A 24,213-nucleotide genomic window follows, 5' to 3' on the forward strand; every position below is an offset into this window, starting at 1 on the left:
GGCGCTGAGGCAAGGAGAACAACCGTGTCACACAGCACGGTGCCTCGCAGCAGGGCCGAGGCAGACGACAGGGCGCAGAAGACTCCGGCGGCGTCCGGCGGCGCTGCCGGAACCCCGCGGGAGAAGAAGAACGGGAAGCTGCGTCTGCGGCTGAGATTCAGACGCGACCGCGTCCTGCTCCTGATGACGCTGCCCGCCGTCCTGCTCCTGCTGGTCTTCAACTACCTGCCGATCCTCGGCAACATCGTCGCCTTCCAGGACTACGACCCCTACGTCAGCAGCAACGGCATTGTCGCCATGCTGCACAGCCCCTGGGTCGGCGTCGAGAACTTCCAGCGAATGTTCGAGGACCCGGACTTCTGGAACGCGGTCCAGAACACCCTGGTGCTGTTCTTCCTGCAACTCGTGCTGTTCTTCCCGATCCCGATCGGGCTCGCGCTGCTCATCAACAGTGTGGTCAGGCCACGGGTGCGGGCGATCTCCCAGGCGATCCTCTACCTCCCGCACTTCTTCTCCTGGGTGCTGGTCATCGCCGTCTTCCAGCAGCTCTTCGGCGGCGCGGGCATCCTGTCGCAGCTGCTGCGCGACCACGGGTACGACGGGCTGGCCATCATGACCGACCCGTCCACCTTCAAGTTCCTGGTGACGGCGGAGGGCATCTGGAAGGACGCCGGCTGGGGGGTCATCGTCTTCCTCGCGGCCCTGTCCTCGGTCAGCCCCGACCTGTACGAGGCGGCGGCGATGGACGGGGCCGGACGTTGGCGCCGGATCTGGCATGTGACGCTGCCCGCGCTGCGCCCGGTGATCGCGCTGCTGCTGGTGCTGCGCGTGGGTGACGCGCTGACGGTCGGATTCGAACAGATCCTGCTCCAACGCGACGCCGTCGGACCAGGGGCCGCGGAGGTCCTCGACACCTTCGTGTGGTGGAACGGCGTGCGCAACCAGGACTTCGGCTACGCGGCCGCCGCCGGCCTCGTCAAGGGCGTGGTCAGTCTCGGACTGGTCCTCGCCGCGAACAAAGTGGCCCATCTCATGGGCGAGCAGGGGGTGTACAAGAAGTGACCGCCGTCATCGACAAGCCGCCCGTACCCCAGCGGTCCCGGTGGGCCGCCCCGCCCCGCCCGACATGGGAGGAGGAGCCCAGCAAGGCCGGTGTCGCCGGCAAGGGCCTCGTCCTGGGCCTGGCCTGCTTCGCGATCCTCTTCCCGCTGTGGATCGTGCTGGTCACCAGCCTGTCCTCCCGCAAGACCATCGACGAGGCGGGCGGACTGGTGATGATCCCCAAGGGCATCACGTTCATCGCCTACAAGGAACTGCTGAGCGGCGGGCAGGTCACCCGGGCCGCGATCATCAGCGTGCTGATCACCCTCGTCGGCACGCTGTTCTCGATGGCCGTGTCGGTGCTGTGCGCCTACGGCCTCTCGCGCGTCGGATCGCTCGGACACCGCTGGCTGCTGATGCTGCTGCTGGCGACGATGTTCTTCAGCGCAGGGCTGATCCCCACGTATCTGCTGGTGCAGTCACTGGGCCTGACCGACAGCTATCTCGCGCTGATCCTGCCGAGCGCGATCAGTGTCTTCAACATCCTGGTGCTGCGCGGGTTCTTCATGGGGATCTCGCAGGAACTCACCGACAGCGCGCGTATCGACGGCGCCGGTGACCTCCGCATCCTCTGGCAGATCGTCATGCCGCTCTCGCGTGCCGTGCTCGCGGTGATCACGCTGTTCTACGCCGTCGGGTACTGGAGCGCCTGGTTCAACGCGTCCCTGTATCTCAACGACCAGGGCATGATGCCGCTCCAGAACGTCATGATCCAGCTGGTGCAGAAGCAGGAGGCGCCGGTGGGGCTGGGGCAGGCGATCAAGACCGGTGAGCTGTCCGGGCTGGCGATTCAGATGGCGGTCATGGTCATGGCTCTGCTGCCGGTGGCCGTGTTGTCTCCCTTCGTGCAGAAGCACTTCAAGAAGGGGATGTTGACCGGCGCGGTCAAGGGCTGACGCCCTGGCAGGACAGGCCGCCTTTCGAGTGCGGTTGTGTGCGGAGGGTCGCGCCCACGCGGCGGAGCCCGTGGTCAGGGCCCCGCGCCCCTGAGGTATCTCCCCCCGATCTCCTTCTTGTACAGCGAGGTATGTGTCATGTACGCGTCCCGTCTTAGTCGTCGTGCCGTCCTGGCGGGTACCGCGGCCGCCGCGGCCCTCACCACCGTCTCCGCGCTCGAAGGCCGCGCCCACGCCGCCGAGCCGGCCGCCCCGGCCTACCGGTGGCGCAACGCCGTCATCGGCGGGACCGGGTTCGTCACGGGTGTGTTGTTCCACCCGGCCGTGCGGGGGCTCGCCTACGCCCGCACCGACATCGGCGGCGCCTACCGGTGGGACGAACGGGCCGCCCGCTGGATCCCGCTCATCGACCACCTCGGGTGGGACGACTGGAACCTCACCGGCGTCGAGGCCATCGCCGTGGACCCGGCGCACCCGAAGCGGGTCTACCTCGCGCTGGGCACCTACGCCCAGACCTGGGCCGGCAACGGGGCGGTGCTGCGGTCCGAGGACCGGGGGGCCACCTGGGCCCGTACCGATCTCACCGTGAAGCTCGGGGGCAACGAGGACGGGCGGGGGGCGGGGGAGCGGCTGCTCGTCGATCCCCGGGACAGCGACACCCTGTGGCTGGGCACTCGCCATGACGGGCTCCTGAAGTCCACCGACCGGGGGGCCACCTGGTCGGCCGTCACCGGGTTCCCGGCGACGCCCAGCGCCTCCGGGCAGGGCGTCACCCTCCTCGTCGCCGCCGGGCGCACCCTCTACGCCGGGTGGGGCGACTCGGACGGGACCTCCGCCAACCTGTACCGCACCAGCGACGGCACCACGTGGGAGGCCGTCCCCGGACAGCCCTCCGGCGCCTCGGCCAAGGTCCCGATCCGGGCCGCGTACGACTGCCACACGCGTGAGCTGTACGTGACGTACGCCAACGCGCCCGGGCCCAACGGGCAGTCCGACGGCAGTGTGCACAAGCTCGCCACCGTCGGTGGCAAGTGGACCGAGGTGACCCCGGCCGCGCCGGGCGGGACCACCAGTGACGGCTCCGCCGACACCTTCGGCTACGGGGGTGTCGCCGTCGACGCCCGGCGCCCCGGCACCGTCGTCGTGTCCACCAACAACCGCTGGGCCGCGGTCGACACCCTGTACCGGAGCACCAACGGGGGCCGCACCTGGACGTCCCTGAAGGACTCCGCGGTTCTCGACGTGTCCGAGACGCCGTTCCTCACCTTCGGCGGTGAGCGGCCGAAGTTCGGCTGGTGGATCCAGGCCCTCGCCGTCGACCCGTACGACTCCCGGCACATCGTGTACGGCACCGGCGCGACCCTGTACGGCACCCGGGACCTGAAGCACTGGGCGCCACAGATCCGCGGCCTGGAGGAGACCTCCGTACGCCAGCTGATCTCGCCGCCGACCGGCGAGGCACACCTGATCAGCGGGCTTGGGGACGTCGGCGTGATGTACCACGAGCGGCTCACGGCGTCGCCGTCGCGCGGCATGGCGAACAACCCCGTGTTCGGTACGGCGACGGGACTCGCGCAGGCCGCGGCCAAGCCGTCGTACGTCGTGCGCACCGGCTGGGGAGACCACGGCAACGGCGCGTATTCCAACGACGGCGGCAGGACCTGGGCGCCCTTCGCGGCCCAGCCGGCCATCGCCAAGGACGCGCCGGGGCCGATCGCCACCAACACCGACGGCAGCGTGCTGCTGTGGACCTTCGTGCACTGGGACGGCACCAAGTACCCCGGCCAGCGCTCCACCGACAACGGAGCCACCTGGTCCGAGGTCTCCTCCTTCCCCAAGGGCGCCACACCGCTCGCCGACCCCGCCGACCCGAAGCGCTTCTACGCCTACGACACCGACACGGGGACGCTGTTCGCCAGCAGCGACGGCGGCGTCACTTTCACCAGGGGCGCGACCGGACTGCCCGCGGGCGACAGCCAGTTCCAGCTGGCCGCGGCCCCGGGGCGCTCCGGCGACCTGTGGCTGAGCACCAAGGGGAACGGGCTGTACCGGTCCACCGACGGCGGCGCGAGCTTCTCGAAGGTCACCAGCTGCTGGGCCTCGTACACCCTGGGCTTCGGCAAGGCCGCACACGGTGCCGACTACCCGGCGATCTACCAGGTCGGCTCGACGGAGACCATCACCGCCGTGTACCGCTCGGACGACGGGGCGAAGAGCTGGGTGCGGATCAACGACGACCAGCACCAGTGGGGGTGGACCGGCGAGGTCATCACCGGCGACCCGCGGGTGTACGGCCGGGTCTACCTCGCCACCAACGGGCGCGGCATCCAGTACGGGGAGCCCGTCCGATGACCGCCCGGAAACAGCCGGGGCTCGCGGACGCCACGCGCGGCCGTGTCCTCTTCGGGGGCGACTACAACCCCGAGCAGTGGCCCGAGGAGACCTGGCACGAGGACGTCCGGCTGATGCGGGACGCCGGCGTCAACTCCGTCACCCTCGGCGTCTTCTCCTGGTCCAAGCTCGAACCGCACCCGGGGGCCCGGGAGTTCGGCTGGCTGGACACGCTGATGGACCTGATGCACGACAACGGCATCGGCGTCGTCCTGGCCACCCCCACCTCCTCGCCCCCGCCCTGGATGGGCCGCCTGCACCCGGACACCCTGCCGGTCACCGAGGACGGCCGCACCGAGTGGTGGGGCGGTCGGCAGCACTTCTCGCACTCCAGCGCCACCTACCGCCGCTACGCCGCCGCCATCACCGAGGACCTGGCCGCCCGCTACGGCAACCACCCCGCCCTCACGATGTGGCACATCAACAACGAGTACTGCACCTTCGACCACGGCGACGAGGCGGCCGCCGCCTTCCGCCGCTGGCTGCGCGAGAAGTACGGCACCCTCGACGCCCTCAACACCGCCTGGGGCACGGCCTTCTGGAGCCAGGGCTACGACAGCTGGGACGGCATCCTGCCGGCGCGCGCCCCGCACTACCTGAAGAACCCCGCCCAGGTGCTGGACTTCCGGCGCTTCACCTCCGACATGCTGCTGGAGTGCTGCGTCGCCGAACGCGACATCGTCCGCCGCCACACCCCGCACATCCCGGTCACCAGCAACTTCATGCCGCTGTGGATCGGCCAGGACGCCTGGCGCTGGGCCGAGGAGGAGGACGTCGTCTCCGTCGACCTCTACCCCGACCCGCGCGATCCCCTCGCCGCCCAGTACGCGGCGATGGTCCAGGACCTGACCCGCTCCCAGGCACGCGGCCCGTGGATGCTGATGGAGCAGGCGGCCGGACCGGTCAACTGGCGCGGGGTGAACCACCCCAAGCCGCGCGGCATGAACCGCCTGTGGTCCCTGCAGGCGGTGGCCCGGGGAGCGGACGCCGTCTGCTACTTCCAGTGGCGGCAGTCCCGGCAGGGCGCGGAGAAGTTCCACTCCGGGATGGTCAGCCACGCGGGCGAGGAGGGCCGCACCTTCCAGGAGGTCAAGCAGCTCGGCGCCGACCTCGCGAAGCTGGGCCCGCACGCGGCGGACCGGCACATCACCTCCGACGTCGCCGTCCTGCACGACTGGCACGCCTGGTGGGCCGGCGCACAGGACGGCCGGCTGTCCACGCGGGTCGACCACCCCGAGCTCCTGAAGGCCTGGCACCGCGCCCTCTGGGAGAGTCACCTCACCACCGACTTCGCCCACCCCGAACACGACCTGTCCGCCTACAAACTGGTCGTCGTCCCGCAGCTCTACCTCCTCACGGACACGGCGATCGACAACCTCCTGGCCTACGTGCGCGGCGGCGGCACCCTCGTCAGCGGCTTCCTCACCGCAGTCGCCGACCAGGACGACCGGGTGCGCCCCGGCGGCATGGACGCCCGGCTGCGCGAGCTGTTCGGCATCCGCACGCTGCACGAGTGGTGGCCGCTGGACGCCGGGGAGAACGTCGAGTGCGACGGCTTCCGGGGGACGCTGTGGTCGGAGGAGATCGAGGCCGACGACCCGGACCACACCGTCCCCTACAAGGGCGGGGAGCTCGACGGACTGCCCGCCGTCCTGCGCCGGGGCCGCGCCTGGTACGTCTCGACCCTCCCGGAGCCCGAGGCGCTGAGCGAGCTGCTCGCCCGCGTGGCCGCCGACGCCGGTGTCAGGCCGGTGCTCGACGGCCTCCCGGCCGGCGTCGAGGCGGTGCGCCGAGGAGAGCTGCTGTTCGTGCTCAACCACGGGCGCGAGCCGGTCACCGTCGAGGTGCCCGGCACCCGCACCGACCTGCTGACCGGAGCCGCCCACGAGGACCGGCTCACCCTCGGCCGCTACGGCGTCGCGGTGCTGACCTCATGACCGGCGGCCCCGTCCACGGCACCTGGGAGCCGCAGCCGGCCGCCCGCTGGGAGGACGGCTTCCTCAGCGGCAACGGCCGGCACGGCGCCCTGGTGTTCGGCGATCCCGACGACGACCGCGTGATCGTCACGCACCACACCCTCGTCCGCCCCAACGGCGGCGAGGACGCCCGCCCGCCACGGCTCGCCGACAGCCTGTCCGAGCTGCAGGACCGCCTGCTCGCCGGTGACCTCACCGCCGCCGAGGGCTTCACGGACGGACGGCCGTTGCAGTGGGTGCAGCCCTTCCACCCCGCCTTCCAGACCCGGCTGCGCGGGCCCGGCGGAACCCGCGGTCGCTATCGCCGCTCCGTGGACTTCACCACGGGCGAGACCGTGGCCGGGTGCGCGGGCTGGAGCAGCCGTGTCTTCGTCTCCCGCGCCGACGACGTGATCGTCCAGCACGTCACCGCCCCCGACCTGGACATCTCCCTCGACCACCGGCTCCCGGGCGCACCGGCCGACCTCGCCGTCGGCCACGGCGCCGTCCTGACCACCGACGGCGCCCTGCTCACCCTGCGCGCCCGCTATCCCGGCAGCGACCGCGCCTACACGGGGGCCACCCTCGTCGTCGTCACCGGTGGCCGCACCGAGCTGGCCCGGCCGGGCCTGCGTGTCACCGGCGCCGAGTCCGTGCTGCTGCTGACCCGCGTGCGACGCCACACCGGCCGCCTGGACGTCACCGAGGAACGGCGCGCCCTGACCGCCCTGTGCGCAGGCCGTTCCTACGCCGACCTCCTCGACCGCCACCTCGCCGGGCACCGCACGGCCTATGAGCGTGTCACCCTCGACCTGCACGCCGACCCGGCGGACCGCGCCCTCCCAGGCTCCGACCTGCTCAAGCGCCCCGACAGCCCGGCCCTCCTCGAACGCCTCTTCGCCGCCGGCCGCTACCACCTGCTGTCCTCCTCCGGCCTCAACCCGCCCCGCCTGCCCGGCCTGTGGACCGGCGACTGGGACACCGCGTGGGCCGGCGCGTTCACCAACGACGCCAACGTCAACCTCCAGACCGCCTCCGCCACGGCCGCCGCCCTCCCCGAAGTCACCGAAGCCCTGGCCTCGCTGATTTACCGTCAGATACCCGACTGGCAGGACAACGCCCGCGCGGTCTTCGGCGCCCGGGGCGTGGTCGCGCCCGCGCACACCGACGGCGAGTCCGGGCACGCGTACCACTTCAACCGCGAGTACCCGCTGCACCTGTGGACCGCGGGCGCCGACTGGCTGCTCAAGCCCCTCGTCGACCACGACGAGACCCGCGGTGAACAGGACCCGCGCACCGCCGCCGCCCTCGCCGAAGTCGCCCGGTTCTACGAGGACTTCCTCACCCGCACCGACGACGAAGGGCGTGTGGCCGTCGTCCCCTCCTACTCGCCCGAGAACCGGCCCGCGAACGCGAGCTGGGGCGCGATCAACGCCGCCATGGACCTGTCGGCCGCCCGGCACGCCCTGCTCACCGCCACCGCGTACCACCCGGACACCCCGCGGGCCGACCGCTGGCGCGCCCTCGCCGACCGCCTCCCCCCGCACCGGACCAACGCCGACGGCGCCCTCGCCGAATGGGCCTGGCCCGGCCTCGACGACACGTACGACCACCGCCACCTCAGCCACCTCTACGGCGTGTGGCCGCTCGACGAGATCAACCCCTACGACACCCCCCACCTCGCGGCCTCGGCCCACCGCGCGCTCCAACTGCGCGGCGCCGAGAACGACTCCGCGCACGGCCACCTCCACCACGCCCTGATCGCGGCCCGCCTCCGGGACGGCCACCGGGTCGCGCACGCGCTCGCCAACGTGCTGGAGGGCGACTTCTTCCACGCCTCCCTGATGAGCGCCCACTACCCGAAGCGCGACGTCTACAACGCGGACGCCGCCCACACCCTGCCCGCCGTCGTCATCGAGACGCTGGTGCAGTCCACCCCCGACCGCCTGGTCCTGCTGCCCGCGCTCCCGGCCGCCCACCCCAAGGGGCGACTGCGGGGCGTCCGCACGAGGTTCGGTGCCACGCTCGACCTCGACTGGACCCCGGACGGTCTGCGGGCCGTCCTGAGACCGACGCGCACCCACCGCGTCGAACTCCGTACTTCCTCCGGCGTGCGGGAGCTCGACCTCGTCGCCGGAGAAGACCACGTCCTCACGTCGGGGGCGTGGTAATCCCCCCATCTCCCCCCACCCATGGAAAGGGACACCATGGCATCACGCACGCTGAGCAGAGTCACCAAGGCCCTGCTCGCCCCCACACTCGCGCTCGGCGCCACCATAGGCCTCGCCTCCGCCCCCGCCCAGGCCGCCGTCTGGAACACCTGCGACCAGTGGGGCAACACCAGCCTGAACGGCTACACGCTCTACAACAACATCTGGGGCTCCGGCGCGGGCAGCCAGTGCATCTGGGCCAACTCCGGCACCAACTGGGGCGTCTGGGCCAACCACCCCAACACCGGCGGCATCAAGTCCTACCCCGACGCCAAGAAGGTGATCAACAAGTCGATCACCTCCCTCGGCTCGCTCTCCAGCAGCTACAACGTCACGGTCCCGTCGTCCGGCGCGTACAACACGTCGTACGACATCTGGGACACCGACTACGACTACGAGATCATGCTCTGGGTCAACAAGACCGGAGCCGTCGGGCCCCTCGGCACCTCGCAGGGCAATGTGACGCTGGGCGGTCACACGTGGACCGTCTACAAGGGCACCAACGGCGCGAACGAGGTCTTCTCGTTCATCCGCACCTCCAACTCCAGCTCCGGCACGGTGAACATCCTGCCGATCCTCAAGTGGATCAAGGACACCAAGCGCTGGTTCGGCGACGAGACCATCGGTGACGTGCAGTTCGGCTACGAGATCACCTCGTCGAACGGCGGGCTGAACTTCACCACCAACAACCTGACGGTAAGCAGTAGTTGAGAATCCGGGGAGCCGTCCGTGGGGCGGCTCCCCACCCGAGTGCGGGGTGCGGTTTCATGGGCCCCATGCGTATCGCAGCCCCCCTCCGCCACACGCTCCTCGCCGCAGCCGCCACGGCCGCCCTCCTCACCGTCCCGGGCACCGCCACCGCGGCCCCCTCCCCCCACTCCGCACCCGTCGCGGCGTCCGCCCTGCGCCCCGTGGCCGGCTTCGCCGCCGAACGCCTCGCCACCGCCGACCTGGTCGCCGCCGCCAAGTGGGGCACCGACAGCCCCATCGACGACCCCGCCCGCGAGCAGCAGGTCCTCGACACCGTGGCCGCGCAGGCACAGGCGATCGGTGCCGATCCGGACGAGGTCCGGCGGATCTTCCGGGACCAGATCGAGGCGAACAAGATCGTCCAGCGCGGCCTGTACCAGCGGTGGACCGCCCACCCCGAGCAGGCCCCGACCACCAAGCCGGACCTGGCCGTCGTCCGTCAGACGATCAACCGCATCAACACCGGCCTGGTCCAGGCCCTGGCCGACTCGGCCCCCGTGCGCACCGCGCCCACGTGCCGGCCGGAGCTCGCCCTGGCGGCCCTCCAGGTCCACCACGAGCAGCACCCGGACGGACTGCACACCCGCGCCCTCGTCCGCTCCCTGGCCTCCGTCTGCCGCTGACTCGCGACACGAGTGTGCGGCCGGTCCCTCCCCTACGGGGACCGGCCGCACACCCGCGCACGACGCGGCTACTCCGCTACAGGCAGCCGCGCCCCGTCCCGCAGGAACAGCGGGATCCGGTCCAGTGGGGCGTCGACCGTCACGGTCGCACCGCCCTCGTACGACTCACCCGTCCACGCGTCGGTCCAGCGCGCACCCGCCGGCAGGTACACCGTCCACTCCGTGGCGCCCGCCGCGAGCACCGGGGCGACCAGCAGATCGCGGCCGAAGAGGTAGGCGTCGTCGACGCTCCAGGCCTTCGGGTCCTCGGGGAACTCCAGGAACAGCGGCCGCATCGGCGGCAGCCCCTCCTCGTGGGCCTCGCGCATGACCTCGAGGACGTACGGCTTGATGCGCTCACGCAGCCGCAGGTACTGCGCCAGGATCGCGCCCGCCTCCTCCCCGTACGACCACACCTCGTTCGGCCCGCCGGTCATGTCCGGACCCAGCGGCATGCCCGGGTCGCGGAAGCCGTGCAGGCGCATCAGCGGGGACAGCGCGCCGAACTGGAACCAGCGGACCATGACCTCGCGGTACGCCGGGTCGTCCGGATCGCCGCCGTGGAAGCCGCCGATGTCGGTGTTCCACCAGGGGATGCCGGACAGCGAGGTGTTGAGACCGGCGGCGATCTGGCGGCGCAGGGTCGGGAAGTCGGTGCCGATGTCGCCGGACCACAGGGCGGCGCCGTAGCGCTGGCTGCCCGCCCACGCCGAGCGGTTGAGGGTGATGATCTCGTCGTCGCCGGAGCCGGACGCCCGCAGGCCCTCGTAGAAGGTGCGGGCGTTCTCGACGGGGTAGATGTTGCCGACCTCCAGGCCGGGGCCCGCCCAGTAGCGCAGGTTCTCCTGGAAGCCCGGCTTCAGCTCCGGCTCGCAGGCGTCCAGCCAGAACGCGGTGATGCCGTACCGGGTCAGGTAGTTGTCGCGGACGCGCGACCACACGAACTCGCGGGCGTCCGGGTTCGTGGCGTCGTAGAAGGCGACCTGGACGGTGGAGGCGACCTCCTTGTCCGGCCAGTCGGCGTGCGCCATCGGGCCGTACTGGGTGCCGATGAAGTAGCCGCGCTGCTCCATGACGGGGTGGTTCTCGCTCAGGGGCGACACGGACGGCCAGACGCTCACCACCAGCTTGATGCCGAGCTCCTCCAGCTCGCGCACCATCGCCGCCGGGTCCGGCCACTCGTTCAGGTCGAACTTCCACTCGCCCAGGTGGGTCCAGTGGAAGAAGTCGCAGACGATGGCGGTGATGGGCAGGCCCCGCCGCTTGTACTCGCGGGCCACCGACATCAGCTCGTCCTGGGTGCGGTAGCGCAGCTTGCACTGCCAGAAGCCGGCCGCCCACTCCGGCAGCATCGGCGTCCGGCCCGTCACCGCGCTGTAGCGGCGCTGGGCCTCGGCCGGGGCGCCCGCGGTGATCCAGTAGTCGATCTGGCGGGCGGAGTCCGCCACCCAGCGGGTGCCGTTGTGTGCCAGCTCCACACGGCCGATCGCCGGGTTGTTCCACAGCAGGGTGTAGCCGCGGCTGGAGGTGAGGACCGGGATGCCGACCTCGGCGTTCCTCTGGACGAGGTCGAGGACCAGGCCCTTCTGGTCGAACCGGCCGTGCTGGTGCTGGCCGAGGCCGTACAGCTTCTCGTCGTCGTAGGCGGCGAAGCGCTGCTCAAGGCGGTGGTAGCCGTTGCCGACGGCCGTGTAGAGACGCGGGCCCGGCCACCAGAAGTGGGCGCGCTCCTCGGCGAGGATCTCGACGCCGTCCTCGGTGCGCAGGAAGCGGACCATGCCCTCGGCGTCGACCATCACGGTCAGCGCGCCGACGGTCAGCGTGCCCAGGCCGTCCTCGATCTTGACGCTGCTCTCGGTCGGCGGGGCGTCCTCCAGCAGCGCGCCCGGCAGCCCCTGCAGGACCGGCCCGCCGAGCCGGGCACGGACCCGGACCGCGTCCGGCCCCCACGGCTCGACGAGCACGGTCTCCTGGCGGCCGCTCCACTCCAGCGCGCCGTCCCGCTCGCGGAACGTGCCGACGGTGGGAGACGACTGCGCGAGGCTGACCTGGGACTGGTTTTCGGCAGGCTGATTCACGTGGGGTGCTCCTGGAGGAGTGCAGACAGGGGATGCCCCATGGGGCAGCGTAAGTCGGATCAGGAAGCGGTGGCCGGGGCCGGACCCGTGCTCGACCGGACGGTCAGTTCGGGGGCGATCAGCACGACGTCGTCGCTGCCGCGCCCGTCGAGCTTGGCGACCAGGCGTTCCACGGCGTGCCGCCCCATCTCCTGGGCGGGGATGGCGACGGACGTGAGTCGGACGGAGGCCTGGTTGGCGACCTGGTCGGGGCAGATCGCGACCACGGACACGTCCTCGGGCACGGCCCGGCCCTGCTGGCGCAGCAGGGCGAGCAGCGGCTCGACCGCCGACTCGTTCTGCACGACGAAGCCCGAGGTGCCGGGGCGTTCGTCGAGGACACGGGCGAGGGTCGCGGCCATTGCGTCGTACCCGCCCTCACAGGGGCGGTGCAGCACCCGCAGGTCGAGCTCCCGGGCACGCGAGCGCAGGCCGTCGAGGGTGCGCTCGGCGAACCCGGTGTGCCGTTCGTAGACCGCGGGGGCCTCGCCGATGACGGCGATGTCACGGTGGCCGAGCTTCGCCAGGTGCTCCACGCACAGCGCACCCGTCGCGTTCCAGTCCAGATCGACGCAGGTCAGGCCGCTGGTATCGGCGGGGAGGCCGATGAGAACCGACGGTTGGTCGGTGCCGCGCACCAGCGGCAGCCGCTCGTCGTCGAGCTGGACGTCCATCAGGATCATCGCGTCGGCGAGCCCGCTGCCGGTGACGCGGCGCACGGCGTCGGGGCCCTCCTCGCCGGTGAGCAGCAGGACGTCGTAGCCGTGGGTGCGGGCCGTGGTGGCGACCGCGATGGCGATCTCCATCATCACCGGCACGTACATGTCCGTGCGCAGCGGGATCATCAGCGCAACGATGTTCGACCTGCTGCTCGCCAGGGCGCGGGCGCCCGCGTTCGGGTGGTAGCCCAGCTCGCGGATGCTCTGCTCGACCCGCTGCCGGGTGGTCGCGGAGATCGACCGCTTGCCGCTGAGGACATAGCTCACCGTGCTCGCCGAGACTCCGGCGTGCTGGGCGACCTCGGCGAGGGTGACCATCCAGCTCTCCAAGCTTTGTGAAGCGCTTCGACAGTGCGCAGTATGGACAAGGGCGGGTGAGGGTGGTTCGACAGTAGCTCTAGCGGGGGTGGGTGTCCATAGGTTGTCGAAGCGCTTCGACGGAATCTCCGGGAGCGGTTTCCCGCGGTGACTTTCCGCGGAGAACACGGCGGAGAGTACGGCAACCGTCCGGGGCGTCGGCGGCCACTGAGGAGCGGTAACACGAACCGTCCCCCGGAAGGACCCCCGATGCAACACCGTCGTCCCCGCCTGACGAAGAAGACGAAGACCCTCACCGCCGCCGGGGTCGCCCTCGCGGCCGCCGCCGGGGTCACCGTCGCCCAGGCGGGCGAGTCGAGCAAGAAGTGCACGGCCTTCGACACGATCACGCTCGGCAAGTACTACGTGAACAACAACCTCTGGGGCCAGGACAAGGCCACCGGCAGCCAGTGCGTCTGGGACGACGACACGGCTTCCGGGTCCGCGATCTCCTGGGGCACGGACTACACCTGGGCCAACAACAGCAAGGGCAAGGACTACGACGTGAAGTCCTACGCCAGTACGGTCCTCGGCTGGCACTGGGGCTGGAAGGTCGACAAGGCGAAGACCGGTCTGCCGATCCGGGTCGGCGACCGCAAGCCGGTGAAGACCAGCTGGGAGTTCTCGGTCAGCTCCCACCCCGGCACCATGAACGTCGCCTACGACCTGTGGCTGCACGCCAAGAACACCGCCGACTGGCAGGACCAGCCCACCGACGAGATCATGATCTGGCTCAACCGCCAGGGCGGCGCGGGCCCGCTGGGCACCAAGTACGGCAGCGTCCGCCTCGGCGGCGCGATGTGGGACGTCTACCGGGGCGACATCGGCTGGAAGGTCTTCTCCTTCGTCCGCCGCGCCAACACCACCAAGGCCACGCTCGACCTGGACGACTTCACCCAGGCCCTCGTCCGCCGCAAGCTGCTGAGCAACGACAAGTACGTCTCCGGCATCGAGTCCGGCACCGAGGTGTTCAAGGGCGCGGGGCGGCTGGACACCAAGACGTACTCGGTCGGCGTCGGCTGAGGAGACCCGGCTTCGGGGTGGGCGCCTGTCGTTCCGAGTGCCCCCTCGAACACCCGCCCGCCCCTGTTCGCCGCGTGTCATCATTGCGTTCACTGTGGCGCCGGGGGCGGTGCCGCACGGGGACACGAGGGGGGCTCGTGAGTACATCCGTGTTGGGGGCACTGCGGGGGGCACAGAAGTCGGCGAAGGGTGTGTCGCTCTACTCGCGGTACGTGAACCGGCCGGCCGGGCGGGTGCTGGCGGCGGGCGCGTACCGGATCGGGCTGACGCCCAATCAGGTCACCCTGGTCAGTGCCGCGTTCACCTTCGCCGCCATCGCGTCCGTCGCGCTCGTACGACCCTCCTGGCCGCTCGCGTTCGCGGTGTACGCCGCCCTGGTGGTCGGCTTCGCCTTCGACTCCGCCGACGGGCAGCTCGCCCGGCTCACCGGCAAGGGCGGCCCGGCGGGGGAGTGGCTCGACCATGTCGTGGACTGCGCCAAGATGGTCGCGCTGCACACCGCCGTACTGATCGCCTTCTACCGCTTCTTCGACCTCCCCGGCGACGGCTGGCTGCTGCTCCCGCTCGGCTTCCAGCTCGCCGCGGTGCTCACCTTCTGCGCCGGCCTGCTGACCGAACAGCTCAAGCGGGGGCGCGCCGGGGGGAACACCCCGGCCGCTCCGCCCTCCCGGCTGCGGGCCATCGCCCTGCTGCCCGTGGACTACGGGGTGTTCTGCCTGGTCTTTCTCACGCTGGGCGCGCCACAGGTCTTCCGGGCGGCCTACGCCGTCCTCGCCGTCGTCCACGGCCTGTTCCTGCTGGCGTTCCTCGCGAAGTGGTTCAGGGAGCTGTCCGCGCTTCCCCGGAACCCGGTGTGACCAGCGCGGCCAGCGCCCTGCCCAGCAGGGTGCTGGACGTGTGGACGGTGTACGGGAAGTAGACGACCTCGACGCCGACGCTCGCGAAGTCCCGCTCGAGCTTCTCGCCCCTCTCGGTGCCCCGCCAGTCGTCGCCCTTGAAGATCACGTCGAAGCGGACCTGCTGCCACGTCTCCAGCTTGTCGGGGACGGTCTCCACGAACGCGGCGTCCACGTGCCGGACGCTGCGCACGATCTCCAGGCGCTCCGGCAGCGGGATCACCGGCCTGCGCCCCTTGGCGCGTTCGGCCATCTCGTCCGAGACGACCCCGGCGACCAGATAGTCGCACTGACTGCGCGCGTGTCTGAGGATGTTGAGGTGCCCGATGTGGAACAAATCGTACACACCGGGTGCATAACCGACACGATGGACCATGCGTTCTCCCCCCACGGATGAACGTCAACCCCCGCTGACGGCAGTTGATGGTCCGCAGACTCTACTGTGAAGCCCACCTGGAGATCCGGTGAACGGTTAAGGTGGGCAAGCATCACTTTCCGGGGGGAAGGGGACCGGCTTTGACCGGATTCGAGCCCGCGCATGCCCTGACGCCGCACAGCAGCTTCGCCGGACGCTGCCTGCTGCTGGTGTCCACGAACTACGCGCCCGAGCACACGGGCATCGGCCCCTACGCCACCCAGCTCGCCGAACACTGGGCGGCCCGCGGCGCCGACACCCACGTCCTCGCGGGCATGCCGCACTACCCGTCCTGGCGGCTCGACCCGGAGTACGCGCGACGCTGGCGGGTGCGAGAGCAGCGCGGCGGGGTCACCGTGCACCGCCGTGCCCACACCGTCCCCGCCCGGCAGACCGCCCTGCGCCGGGCCCTGTTCGAGGCCTCACTGCTCGCCCACCAGCTCGCCGCCCCGCCCCGCATGCCCCGCCCGCACGCGGTCGTCGCCCAGATGCCGAGCCTGGCGGGCGCGGTCGTGGCGGCCCGGATCGCCGCCCGGCGCCGGGTCCCTTTCGTGCCCGTCGTCCAGGACCTCATGGGCGCCGCGGCAGCGCAGAGCGGCATCAGCGGTGGCGACAAGGCGGCCGCGGTGGCCGCGCGCGCCGAGCGGTACGCGCTCGGCCGGGCCACCCTCGTCGGCGTCATCCACGACACCTTCCGGCCCCGCGTCGAGGCCATGGGGGTCGACCCCGGGCGCATCCGGCTCGTCCCCAACTGGTCTCACGTGGCCCGCCCTTCGCGTCCACGCGCCGAGACGCGGGCCCGGCTGGGATGGGCCAAGGATCGCCAGGTCGTCCTCCACTCCGGGAACATGGGCCTGAAGCAGGGCTTGGAGGTGCTCGTCGACGCGGCTCGGCTCGAACCGGCCGTCGACTTCGTCCTCATGGGCGACGGCAATCAGCGCACGGAGTTGCAGAAACGTGCCTCCTCGCTGCCCAACCTGCACTTCCTGCCGGCCGCCGACGAGGCCGACTTCCCCGAGGTCCTGGCCGCCGCGGATGTCCTCGCGGTCACACAGCGGGCCTCCGTCCTCGACATGAGCGTCCCCTCCAAGCTCACCTCCTACTTCGCCGCCGGGCGCCCCGTCATCGCCTCCGTCGCGGCCGAGGGCGGCACCGCCGACGAGGTGCGCCGGTCGGGCGCCGGGGTGCTGGTCGCCCCGGAGGACCCGGCCGCGCTGCTGACGGCGGTGCGGGAACTGGCGGCCGACCCGGCGCGGGCGGGCCGGCTGGGGGCCCGCGGGCCCGCGTACGTGGACGAGCGGCTCAGCCGCGCGGCCGGACTCGGCCGCCTGGACGACCTGCTCGCCGAGGCACTGGAACGGGGCACCACCGGGCACGGCCGGGCCCACCGGAGCACCCCAGGGCAAGAAGGAGCGGCACGCGCATGAACGATGAGGCACGCGGGCAGCAGGACGAGCCGGAACTCCTGCGCGACCAGGTCCAGCAGATCCTGCGCCATCGCGTCCTGGTGGCCGGCGGTCTGATCGCCGGCCTGCTCGGCGGGGCCTGGTTCGCCTTCGGCTCGGCGCCGACGTACGAGTCCTCCAGCGAGGTCCTGGTCCGGGCGGCCACCATCAACCCGTACGCGACCAGCGGCGTCTCCGCCGACAAGCAGATCAACATCGGCAGCGAGCGGCAGACCGCCGCGGGCAACGCGGTCGCCGAACGCGCCGCCGAGAAGCTCGGCCGCAGCGCCGACGACGCCGGGGCCCTGCAGAGCCACATCCAGGTGACCAACCCGCCGGAGACGCTGGTGCTGAAGTTCAGCTACGTCGCCGGCACCCCGACGGAGGCCGCCCGCGGCGCCGGGGCCTTCGCGCAGGCCTACCTCGACTACCGCGAGAAGATCACCTCCAGCACCGTCAACAGCATGATCGCGGGCTACAAGAAGCAGCTCGACCCGCTCGCCAAGCAGCGCGAGAACCTTCTCGACCAGATCGACCGGCTGGCGACCGACACCGAGAAGAGCACCGCGCTGGCCGCCCAGGCCAACCTGCTCAGCCAGATCACCGAACTCACCAACGACATCAGCGAGCTGAAGGCCCTGGACACCACTCCGGGCTACATGACCGTCAAGGCCGAACCGCCCGCCAAGGCGGAGGGCCTCGGCACCCCGATGCTGATCGCGCTCGGCGGCCTGGTCGGCCTCGCCCTCGGTCTGCTCGGCGCCTGGCTGAGGATGCTGTTCGACCCCGCCGCCCGCTCCGCCGAGACCGTCGCCCGCGCCCTGCGCGCCCCCGTGCTCGGCAGCCTGCCGCGGGTGCCCGAGGAGTCGCTGCTCACCACCGACGGCGCGCTCGCCGAGCAGTACCGCTCGGCCGCCTTCCGACTGGCGTACGACCGGCACTTCGCCGACCGCCGACGCCTGCTCGTCGTGGAACCGGGCGGCGAGGGCACCGCGGCCGCAGCCGTGGCCGTCAACCTCACCGCCTGCTTCGCCGAGACCGGCACATCGGCCCTGCTCGTGGAGGCCGACCTGCGCCACCCGCACCTCGCCCAGCGGCTGCCCGAGGCGCCGGGACCCCGTCCCGGCTGGGCGGACCGGGCCCTCTTCGACGGCGGCTCCACCTGGCCCGGCGGCCGGATCGTCGTGGACGCGGGGGAGTCCGGCACCTTCGACCTCGTCCCCGGCACCCACGTCCAGCACGTCGCCCGCACCCTCACCTCCGCCGCCACCACCCGCCTCATCGAACAGGCCAACGCCCCCGGCACCACGGTCGTGGTCCTCGCCCCGCCCGTCCTCTCCTACGCCGACGCGCTCGCCCTCGTCGACCGCGTCGACGGCGTGGTCGTGGTCTGTGACCCGCGCCGGGTGACCCGTGCGGCGCTGGAGCGCATCCGCGAGCTCATCGACGGCGCCGGCGGTCAGGTCCTCGGCGCGGTACTGCACCCGACGGCCCGCCCGCGCAGGGGGCGCCGCCAGGCCGGTACGAGCACGCCCGCACCCGTGAAGGAGCAGTCCGTACTGCCGGTGGACCCGGTGACCGCCCCGAACTCGTTGTCCTCGGGCACCCGGTGAGAGGCCGTACGGCCGCCCTGTGCTCCGTCCTCGACCAGGCGGTGAGCGCGCTCACCAACATCGCCGTCCTGGTCCTGGTCGCCCGGCACAGCGAGGCCGACACGTTCGCCCTGTTCGCCACGGCGTACGTCGTCTTCACCGTCCTGCTCGGCGGCTTCGGGGCCTACGTCGGCCAGGAGCTTGTCCTGTACCGCGGCGAGGGCCAGGACCTGCGACAGGCCTGCCGCGGGGCGGCCGCGTTCACGGCGGGCTCCTCGACGGTGCTGGGGGCGCTGCTCGCGGGCGGCGCGGTGCTGGTGACGGACGACGCCTCGGTGTTCGCGGCGCTGGGCCTGGTCCTGCCGGTGACGCTGACCCAGGACACCCTGCGCTACTGCTTCTCCGTCCTGCGCAAGCCCCACCTGGCCCTCGCGGCGGACCTGTTGCGGCTGGCCGCCGCGCTCCCCCTCCTGGCCCTCCAGCCGAACGACACCTCCGCGGCCCGCACGACGCTGGTGTGGGGCCTGTCCGCGCTCCCCGCCCTGCTGCTGTCGCTGGCCCTGCTACGGCCGCATTTACGAGGCGCCCGAACGCCCGTGAAGCGCTACGTCTCCCGAGGCCACCTGGGCCGCCGCTTCCTCGTCGAGTTCGGCGTGGGCAACGCCACCAGCCAACTCGCCGTCCTGGCCCTGGGTCTCTTCGCGACCCCCCTCGCGGTCGGCGCCCTGCGCGGCGCCACCACCCTCTTCGGCCCCCTCAACGTCACCTTCAACGCGGCCACCGGTTTCGGCCCACCCCTCCTCACCCGCCACCCCACCCCCCGCCGAGCGGCCCTACTGGCGGGCACGGCCCTCGCGGTGGTGGCGGCAGCGTGGGGAGCGGCGCTCTACGCTCTCCCGTCCTCCTGGGGCCGCCAACTCCTCGGCGACACGTGGGAGTCGGCCGCTCAGGTGCTCCCCGCGACGGGTGCCCAGTACGCGGCGATGGCCTTCGGCGTCTGCGGCCTCCTGGCGCTGCGCGTCCTGACGCCGCGCGCCACGCTGCCCGTCCAGCTGCTCTTCTCCCCGGTCTCGGCGGGCCTGCTGCTCGCGGGCTACGCCTGGACCGGCGTCGAAGGCGCCGCGTGGGGGCTGTGCCTGGGTTCGGTGCTGAAGGGGGCAGCGGCCTGGGCATGGGCGGCACGGGCCGAGGGAGCACCGGTGGGGGCGGCTGCGGCCGGGGCACCGGGAGTGGTGTCGTGAGCGCGGGCGGGCGGCGTCGAGCGTACCGCGGCCGGTCCGGTGAGACCGGGCCGCCCGTCGGCTCAGCGGATCACCAGGACGTGGTGGCCGCGCGGCAGCAGCTCGCCCACGACGGGCGCGCCGGGGATCTCACCGGCCACCAGCAGCCCGCCGGAGGTCTGCGCGTCGGCCAGGAGCAGTGCCTCGTCCCCGCTCACTGACGACAGGTCGCTGAGCGGGCGTACCCATTCCAGATTGCGCCGGGTGCCCCCGCTGACGTATCCCTCGCGCAGCGCCTGCCGGGCGCCGTCCAGGTAGGGCACGGCGGCCGAGTCGATCAGCGCGGTGACCCCGCTCGCCCGTGCCAGCTTGTAGGCGTGTCCGAGCAGCCCGAACCCGGTGACGTCCGTCGCGCAGGTGAGCCCGGCGGACACCGCCGCCTCGGCCGCCTCCCGGTTGAGCCGCGTCATGACCTCGACGGCCTGCGGGAACACCTCGCCGGTGGCCTTGTGCCTGCTGTTCAGCACACCGATGCCGAGGGGCTTGGTCAGCGACAGCGGTACACCTGGCCGGCCGGCGTCGCTGCGCAGCAGACGGTCCGGGTCGACCAGGCCGGTGACGGCCATGCCGTACTTGGGCTCGGGGTCGTCCACGCTGTGGCCGCCGGCGACGTGGCAGCCGGCGGCCGCGGCCGTGTCCAGGCCGCCGCGCAGCACCTCACGGGCCAGTTCGAGGGGGAGCACGTCCCGCGGCCAGGCCAGCAGGTTCACGGCGAGCAGCGGACGGCCACCCGTGGCGTACACGTCCGACAGCGCGTTCGCCGCCGCGATCCGGCCCCAGTCGTAGGCGTCGTCGACCACGGGCGTGAAGAAGTCGGTCGTCGCCAGCACCGCCGTGCCGTCCCGCAGCCGCACCACGGAGGCGTCGTCGCCCTCGTCCAGCCCGACCAGCAGTTCGCCCAGGGGATCACGGACCGGGACGGCGGCCCCGAGACCCCGCAGCATTTCCTCCAGTTCCCCGGGCGGGATCTTGCAGGCGCATCCGCCGCCGTGCGCGTACTGGGTGAGGCGGACGGTTTCCCGGGGCGACATCAGTGAGGTCACGTGGCCATGCTTCCGTACATACCTATTAGCGGCTAGATATGGCATTTGCGAAGATGGCCCCGTGGTACAGGGAGGCGTATCCGGCCTGGTGACCGGCCCGGTCCTCAAAACCGTTGAACGGCAGGAGCTGCCGTTGGCGGGTTCGATTCCCGTCCGCCTCCGCCACCCACGGCGAGCAGAAGAGGTGCCATGAGCGATCCGCGCCGGCTCATCCCGGGCACCGACTCCGTACTGGCCGATCCGCGCATCGCCCCCGCCGTACGGACGCTGGGGCGGCCCCTGGTGAAAGCGGCGGTCGCCGAGGCCCAGCGCCTCGCGAGGGCCGGTGAGATCGCCCCCGAGGACGTGGTGGACGCGGCGGTCGGCCACCTGCCCGAGCGGGCCTGCGGCCTGCGGCCGGTGATCAACGCCACCGGCGTCCTGGTGCACACCAACCTCGGCCGCGCGCCGCTGTCGAATGCCGCCCGGGACGCCGTGATGGCCGCGGCAGGATGTACGGACGTCGAGTTCGACCTCGAGGAAGGCCGCCGGGCCCGCCGCGGACGCGGGGCGCTCGCCGCGCTGGCCGAGGCCGTACCCGACGCGGGAGCGGTGCACGTGGTGAACAACAACGCGGCCGCGTTGCTCCTGTGCGCCCTGGCGATGGCACCCGGACGGGAGATCGTCATCAGCCGGGGGGAGCTGGTCGAGATCGGCGACGGGTTCCGCATCCCTGATCTGCTGGCGTCCGCCGGCGCGCGGCTGCGCGAGGTCGGCACCACCAACCGGACCCACGCGCGTGACTACGCGGAGGCCATCGGCCCCGACACCGCCTTCCTGCTCAAGGTCCACGCCTCCAACTTCCACATCAGCGGTTTCACCGCGGCAGCGGACGTGGCCGAGGTGGCGGCGCTCGGACCCCCGCTGGTGGTGGACATCGGTTCCGGCCTGCTCGCCCCGCACCCTTCGCTCCCCCGGGAACCGGACGCCGCCACCGCACTGCGCGCGGGGGCGGCGCTGGTGACCGCCAGCGCAGACAAGCTGCTCGGCGGTCCGCAGGCCGGGCTGCTGCTCGGCGAAGAGGGACTGGTCGAACGACTGCGACGGCATCCCGCAGCGCGGGCCCTGCGGGTGGACAAGCTGACCCTGGCCGCGCTGGAAGCGACACTGCGCGGTCCGGAGCCACCGGTACGCACCGCGCTCACCGCCGACGAGGCCGCCCTGCGCGAGCGCGCCACCCGGCTGGTCGAACGGCTGAGGGCCGAGGGAGTACCGGCGGAGGTGCTGCGCACTCAGGCGGCCGTGGGCGGCGGCGGCGCGCCGGGGGTCACCCTGCCCAGCGCGGCCGTCGGCCTGCCCGCACGGTACGGCCCGCTGCTGCGCACCGGTGCGGTCCCGGTGATCGGCCGGCTGGAGCACCGACGTTGCCTGCTGGATCTTCGCACGGTCGGGGCGGAGGAGGAGCAGTCGGTGCTGGAGGCCGTACTCGCTGCGCGGCGGTCCCACACCGACGGCGAGGGTGACGACCACGGGAGTGAGCGACCGTGCAGGTGATCGCCACGGCCGGTCACGTCGATCACGGCAAGTCGACGCTGGTGAGACTGCTCACCGGGATGGAGCCGGACCGCTGGGAGCAGGAGCGCCGGCGCGGTCTGACCATCGACCTCGGTTTCGCCTGGACCACCCTCCCGGGCGGACCGGAGGTGGCGTTCGTCGACGTCCCGGGCCACGAGCGGTTCGTGCCCAACATGCTCGCCGGAGTCGGCCCGGTCCCCGCAGTGCTGTTCGTGGTCGCCGCCGACGAGGGATGGATGCCGCAGTCGGCCGAGCATCTGGAGGCACTCGGTGCGCTGGGCGTGCGGCACCTACTGCTCGCCGTCACCCGCTGTGACCTGGCCGACCCGGAACCTGCCCGGCAGCAGGCGCTGGCCCGCATGGCGGCGGCCGGCCTGGGACCGGTCGACTCGGTGACGGTGAGCGGGCGCACCGGCGAGGGCCTGGACCGGCTGCGCGCCGGGCTGGCGCGGCTGGTGGGAGCCCTGCCACCGGCCGACCCGGAGGCCGACGTCCGGCTGTGGGTGGACCGCTCGTTCAGCATCGTCGGCGCGGGCACGGTGGTCACCGGGACACTGACAGCCGGCACCCTGCGCGCGGAGGCGGAGCTTCAACTGGCGTCCACCGGGGCGGTGGTGCGCGTGCGCGGGCTGCAGGCGCTGGGCCGGGACACGCCCGAGGTCCGCGCCGTGGCCCGAGCAGCGGTGAATCTGCGCGGCGTCGAGCAGCACGCGGTCGGCCGCGGCGACGCGCTGCTCACCACGGGCAGGTGGCTCAGGACGGCCGAGGTCGATGTCGCCCTGCGGGGCACAGCCGATGCCGGTGAGCGCCATGACCTCCCCCGAGAGCTCGTCCTGCACGTGGGATCCGCGTCCGTCCCCGCCAGGGTCCGGCCGCTGGGCGTCGACAGCGCCCGGCTGCGGCTGGCCCGGCCCTTGCCCCTGCGTATCGGCGACCGCGCGTTGCTGCGCGACCCCGGTCGGCACCGCATCGTCGCCGGTGTCGACGTACTCGACGTGACGCCCCCCGAGCTACGCCGACGGGGAGCCGCGCGGTCGCGCGCCGCGGAGCTGGCCGCTCTGGCCGACGCGCCACCGAAGGCGGTGGCCGAGGCGATACTGCTGCGGCGGCGCTTCGCGACCGCGGGCGATTTGCACGCCATGGGGCTGCCCGAGGTGGGCGAGCCGGTGGGTGACGGTCTGAGGGTGCACGCGCGCGTGTGGCGCGAGCTGCTCGCCCCCGTGCGTGCCGTGGTCGACCAGTGGCGCGACGATCACCCGCTGGAGTCCGGCATGCCCGTGGAGGCGGTACGGCAGCGGCTGCGGCTGCCCACCGCCGGGGTGGTGGAACGGCTTGCCGGGGCCGCGTCACTGCACGTGGTGGGCGGACGGGTGTGCGTGCCGGGCCGCCTGGCGGTGCTACCGGGACCCGTCGAGGCGGCGGTGGCCGCACTGACCGCCGCGTTGCGCGATGCCCCGTTCGCGGCGCCGGACGCCGCCAGGATGGCGGAGCTGAGGCTGGGGCCCAGGGAACTGGCCGCCGCGGTGCGCGCCGGCCGCCTGCTGAAGGTGGCCGACGGTGTCTTCCTGCTGCCGGACGGCGACACACGGGCCGGCGAGGTGCTCGCGGAACTGCCCCAGCCGTTCACCCTCAGCCAGGCAAGGCAGGCGCTGCACACCACCCGGCGGGTCGCGGTACCCCTGCTGGAGTTGCTCGACCGCCGGGGGGTCACCGAGCGGCTGGCGGACGACACCCGTCGGGTCCGCACCACACCGACGTGACCGATGCTCGACATGCCACCCGCGAGCCCCGGCGTTACGTTGGCTGC

The 24,213-nt window shown here is 72.2% G+C and carries 18 protein-coding genes and 1 tRNA gene; 15 read left to right on the forward strand and 4 right to left on the reverse strand.

The genetic code is table 11. The features are described 5' to 3' along the window. Positions 1 to 24: 24 nt before the first annotated feature. The 7 genes from AC067M_RS16525 (at position 25) to AC067M_RS16555 (ending at position 9,926) form a co-directional block, all read left to right on the forward strand. On the forward strand, positions 25 to 1,062 hold the full coding sequence (locus AC067M_RS16525; protein ID WP_478697690.1) for an ABC transporter permease: 1,038 nt from the start codon (positions 25 to 27) through the stop codon (positions 1,060 to 1,062). Next, positions 1,059 to 1,997: a carbohydrate ABC transporter permease gene (locus AC067M_RS16530; RefSeq protein ID WP_478697691.1), complete on the forward strand. Its 939-nt coding sequence runs from the start codon at positions 1,059 to 1,061 to the stop codon at positions 1,995 to 1,997. The genes AC067M_RS16525 and AC067M_RS16530 overlap by 4 nt, the downstream gene beginning before the upstream one ends. Before the next feature lie 138 nt (positions 1,998 to 2,135). After that, positions 2,136 to 4,349, forward strand: a complete 2,214-nt coding sequence (locus tag AC067M_RS16535; protein ID WP_478697692.1) for a 1,4-beta-glucanase — start codon at positions 2,136 to 2,138, stop codon at positions 4,347 to 4,349. Beyond that, complete coding sequence (locus tag AC067M_RS16540; RefSeq protein WP_478697693.1) at positions 4,346 to 6,325, forward strand: beta-galactosidase; 1,980 nt, start codon at positions 4,346 to 4,348, stop codon at positions 6,323 to 6,325. Before AC067M_RS16535 ends, AC067M_RS16540 begins: the two co-directional genes overlap by 4 nt. Further along, the gene (locus tag AC067M_RS16545) at positions 6,322 to 8,514 is read left to right on the forward strand and encodes a glycosyl hydrolase family 95 catalytic domain-containing protein (RefSeq protein ID WP_478697694.1); all 2,193 of its coding nucleotides are present in this window, start codon (positions 6,322 to 6,324) and stop codon (positions 8,512 to 8,514) included. The genes AC067M_RS16540 and AC067M_RS16545 overlap by 4 nt, the downstream gene beginning before the upstream one ends. A 36-nt stretch (positions 8,515 to 8,550) precedes the next feature. Further along, positions 8,551 to 9,264 carry a glycoside hydrolase family 12 protein gene (locus AC067M_RS16550; RefSeq protein WP_478697695.1) on the forward strand — a complete coding sequence of 238 codons (714 nt, stop codon included), beginning with the start codon at positions 8,551 to 8,553 and terminating at the stop codon, positions 9,262 to 9,264. A gap of 65 nt (positions 9,265 to 9,329) precedes the next feature. Next, a complete protein-coding gene (locus tag AC067M_RS16555; RefSeq protein ID WP_478697696.1) occupies positions 9,330 to 9,926 on the forward strand; it encodes a chorismate mutase in 597 nt (198 codons plus the stop codon). 68 nt (positions 9,927 to 9,994) lie between these two features. Here AC067M_RS16555 and AC067M_RS16560 read toward each other — a convergent pair whose 3' ends face one another. After that, positions 9,995 to 12,043: a glycoside hydrolase family 31 protein gene (locus AC067M_RS16560; protein WP_478697697.1), complete on the reverse strand. Its 2,049-nt coding sequence runs from the start codon at positions 12,041 to 12,043 to the stop codon at positions 9,995 to 9,997. A gap of 59 nt (positions 12,044 to 12,102) precedes the next feature. Continuing rightward, positions 12,103 to 13,119 carry a LacI family DNA-binding transcriptional regulator gene (locus AC067M_RS16565; protein WP_478697698.1) on the reverse strand — a complete coding sequence of 339 codons (1,017 nt, stop codon included), beginning with the start codon at positions 13,117 to 13,119 and terminating at the stop codon, positions 12,103 to 12,105. A 249-nt stretch (positions 13,120 to 13,368) separates the two neighbouring features. Here AC067M_RS16565 and AC067M_RS16570 point away from each other — a divergent pair, with 249 nt between their 5' ends. Beyond that, a complete protein-coding gene (locus AC067M_RS16570; protein WP_478697699.1) occupies positions 13,369 to 14,181 on the forward strand; it encodes a GH12 family glycosyl hydrolase domain-containing protein in 813 nt (270 codons plus the stop codon). Positions 14,182 to 14,318: 137 nt separating this feature from the next. Beyond that, positions 14,319 to 15,038: a CDP-alcohol phosphatidyltransferase family protein gene (locus AC067M_RS16575; RefSeq protein ID WP_478697700.1), complete on the forward strand. Its 720-nt coding sequence runs from the start codon at positions 14,319 to 14,321 to the stop codon at positions 15,036 to 15,038. Here AC067M_RS16575 and AC067M_RS16580 read toward each other — a convergent pair. Then, positions 15,001 to 15,453 carry an FAD synthase family protein gene (locus AC067M_RS16580; protein ID WP_478697701.1) on the reverse strand — a complete coding sequence of 151 codons (453 nt, stop codon included), beginning with the start codon at positions 15,451 to 15,453 and terminating at the stop codon, positions 15,001 to 15,003. The genes AC067M_RS16575 and AC067M_RS16580 overlap by 38 nt on opposite strands. 206 nt (positions 15,454 to 15,659) lie before the next feature. Here AC067M_RS16580 and AC067M_RS16585 point away from each other — a divergent pair, with 206 nt between their 5' ends. Genes AC067M_RS16585 through AC067M_RS16595 form a run of 3 tightly spaced genes read left to right on the forward strand, consistent with a single transcriptional unit; the run spans position 15,660 to position 19,770 of the window. Continuing rightward, positions 15,660 to 16,919: a glycosyltransferase gene (locus tag AC067M_RS16585; protein WP_478697772.1), complete on the forward strand. Its 1,260-nt coding sequence runs from the start codon at positions 15,660 to 15,662 to the stop codon at positions 16,917 to 16,919. Further along, complete coding sequence (locus AC067M_RS16590; RefSeq protein WP_478697702.1) at positions 16,916 to 18,550, forward strand: P-loop NTPase family protein; 1,635 nt, start codon at positions 16,916 to 16,918, stop codon at positions 18,548 to 18,550. Before AC067M_RS16585 ends, AC067M_RS16590 begins: the two co-directional genes overlap by 4 nt. Continuing rightward, on the forward strand, positions 18,547 to 19,770 hold the full coding sequence (locus AC067M_RS16595) for an MATE family efflux transporter (RefSeq protein ID WP_478697703.1): 1,224 nt from the start codon (positions 18,547 to 18,549) through the stop codon (positions 19,768 to 19,770). Before AC067M_RS16590 ends, AC067M_RS16595 begins: the two co-directional genes overlap by 4 nt. Before the next feature lie 62 nt (positions 19,771 to 19,832). Here the strand turns inward: AC067M_RS16595 and selD are convergent, their stop codons facing one another. After that, complete coding sequence (gene selD / locus AC067M_RS16600; protein ID WP_478697773.1) at positions 19,833 to 20,840, reverse strand: selenide, water dikinase SelD; 1,008 nt, start codon at positions 20,838 to 20,840, stop codon at positions 19,833 to 19,835. Positions 20,841 to 20,922: 82 nt separating this feature from the next. On the opposite strand from selD, the gene AC067M_RS16605 reads away from it, so the two are divergent. The 3 genes from AC067M_RS16605 (at position 20,923) to selB (ending at position 24,166) form a co-directional block, all read left to right on the forward strand. Further along, positions 20,923 to 21,017: transfer RNA gene (locus AC067M_RS16605), tRNA-Sec, on the forward strand. Positions 21,018 to 21,041: 24 nt separating this feature from the next. Next, on the forward strand, positions 21,042 to 22,385 hold the full coding sequence (selA, locus tag AC067M_RS16610; protein ID WP_478697704.1) for an L-seryl-tRNA(Sec) selenium transferase: 1,344 nt from the start codon (positions 21,042 to 21,044) through the stop codon (positions 22,383 to 22,385). Beyond that, positions 22,376 to 24,166: a selenocysteine-specific translation elongation factor gene (gene selB / locus AC067M_RS16615; RefSeq protein ID WP_478697705.1), complete on the forward strand. Its 1,791-nt coding sequence runs from the start codon at positions 22,376 to 22,378 to the stop codon at positions 24,164 to 24,166. Before selA ends, selB begins: the two co-directional genes overlap by 10 nt. Positions 24,167 to 24,213: the final 47 nt, after the last annotated feature.

Source organism: Streptomyces sp. NPDC043427 (genome assembly GCF_056436655.1).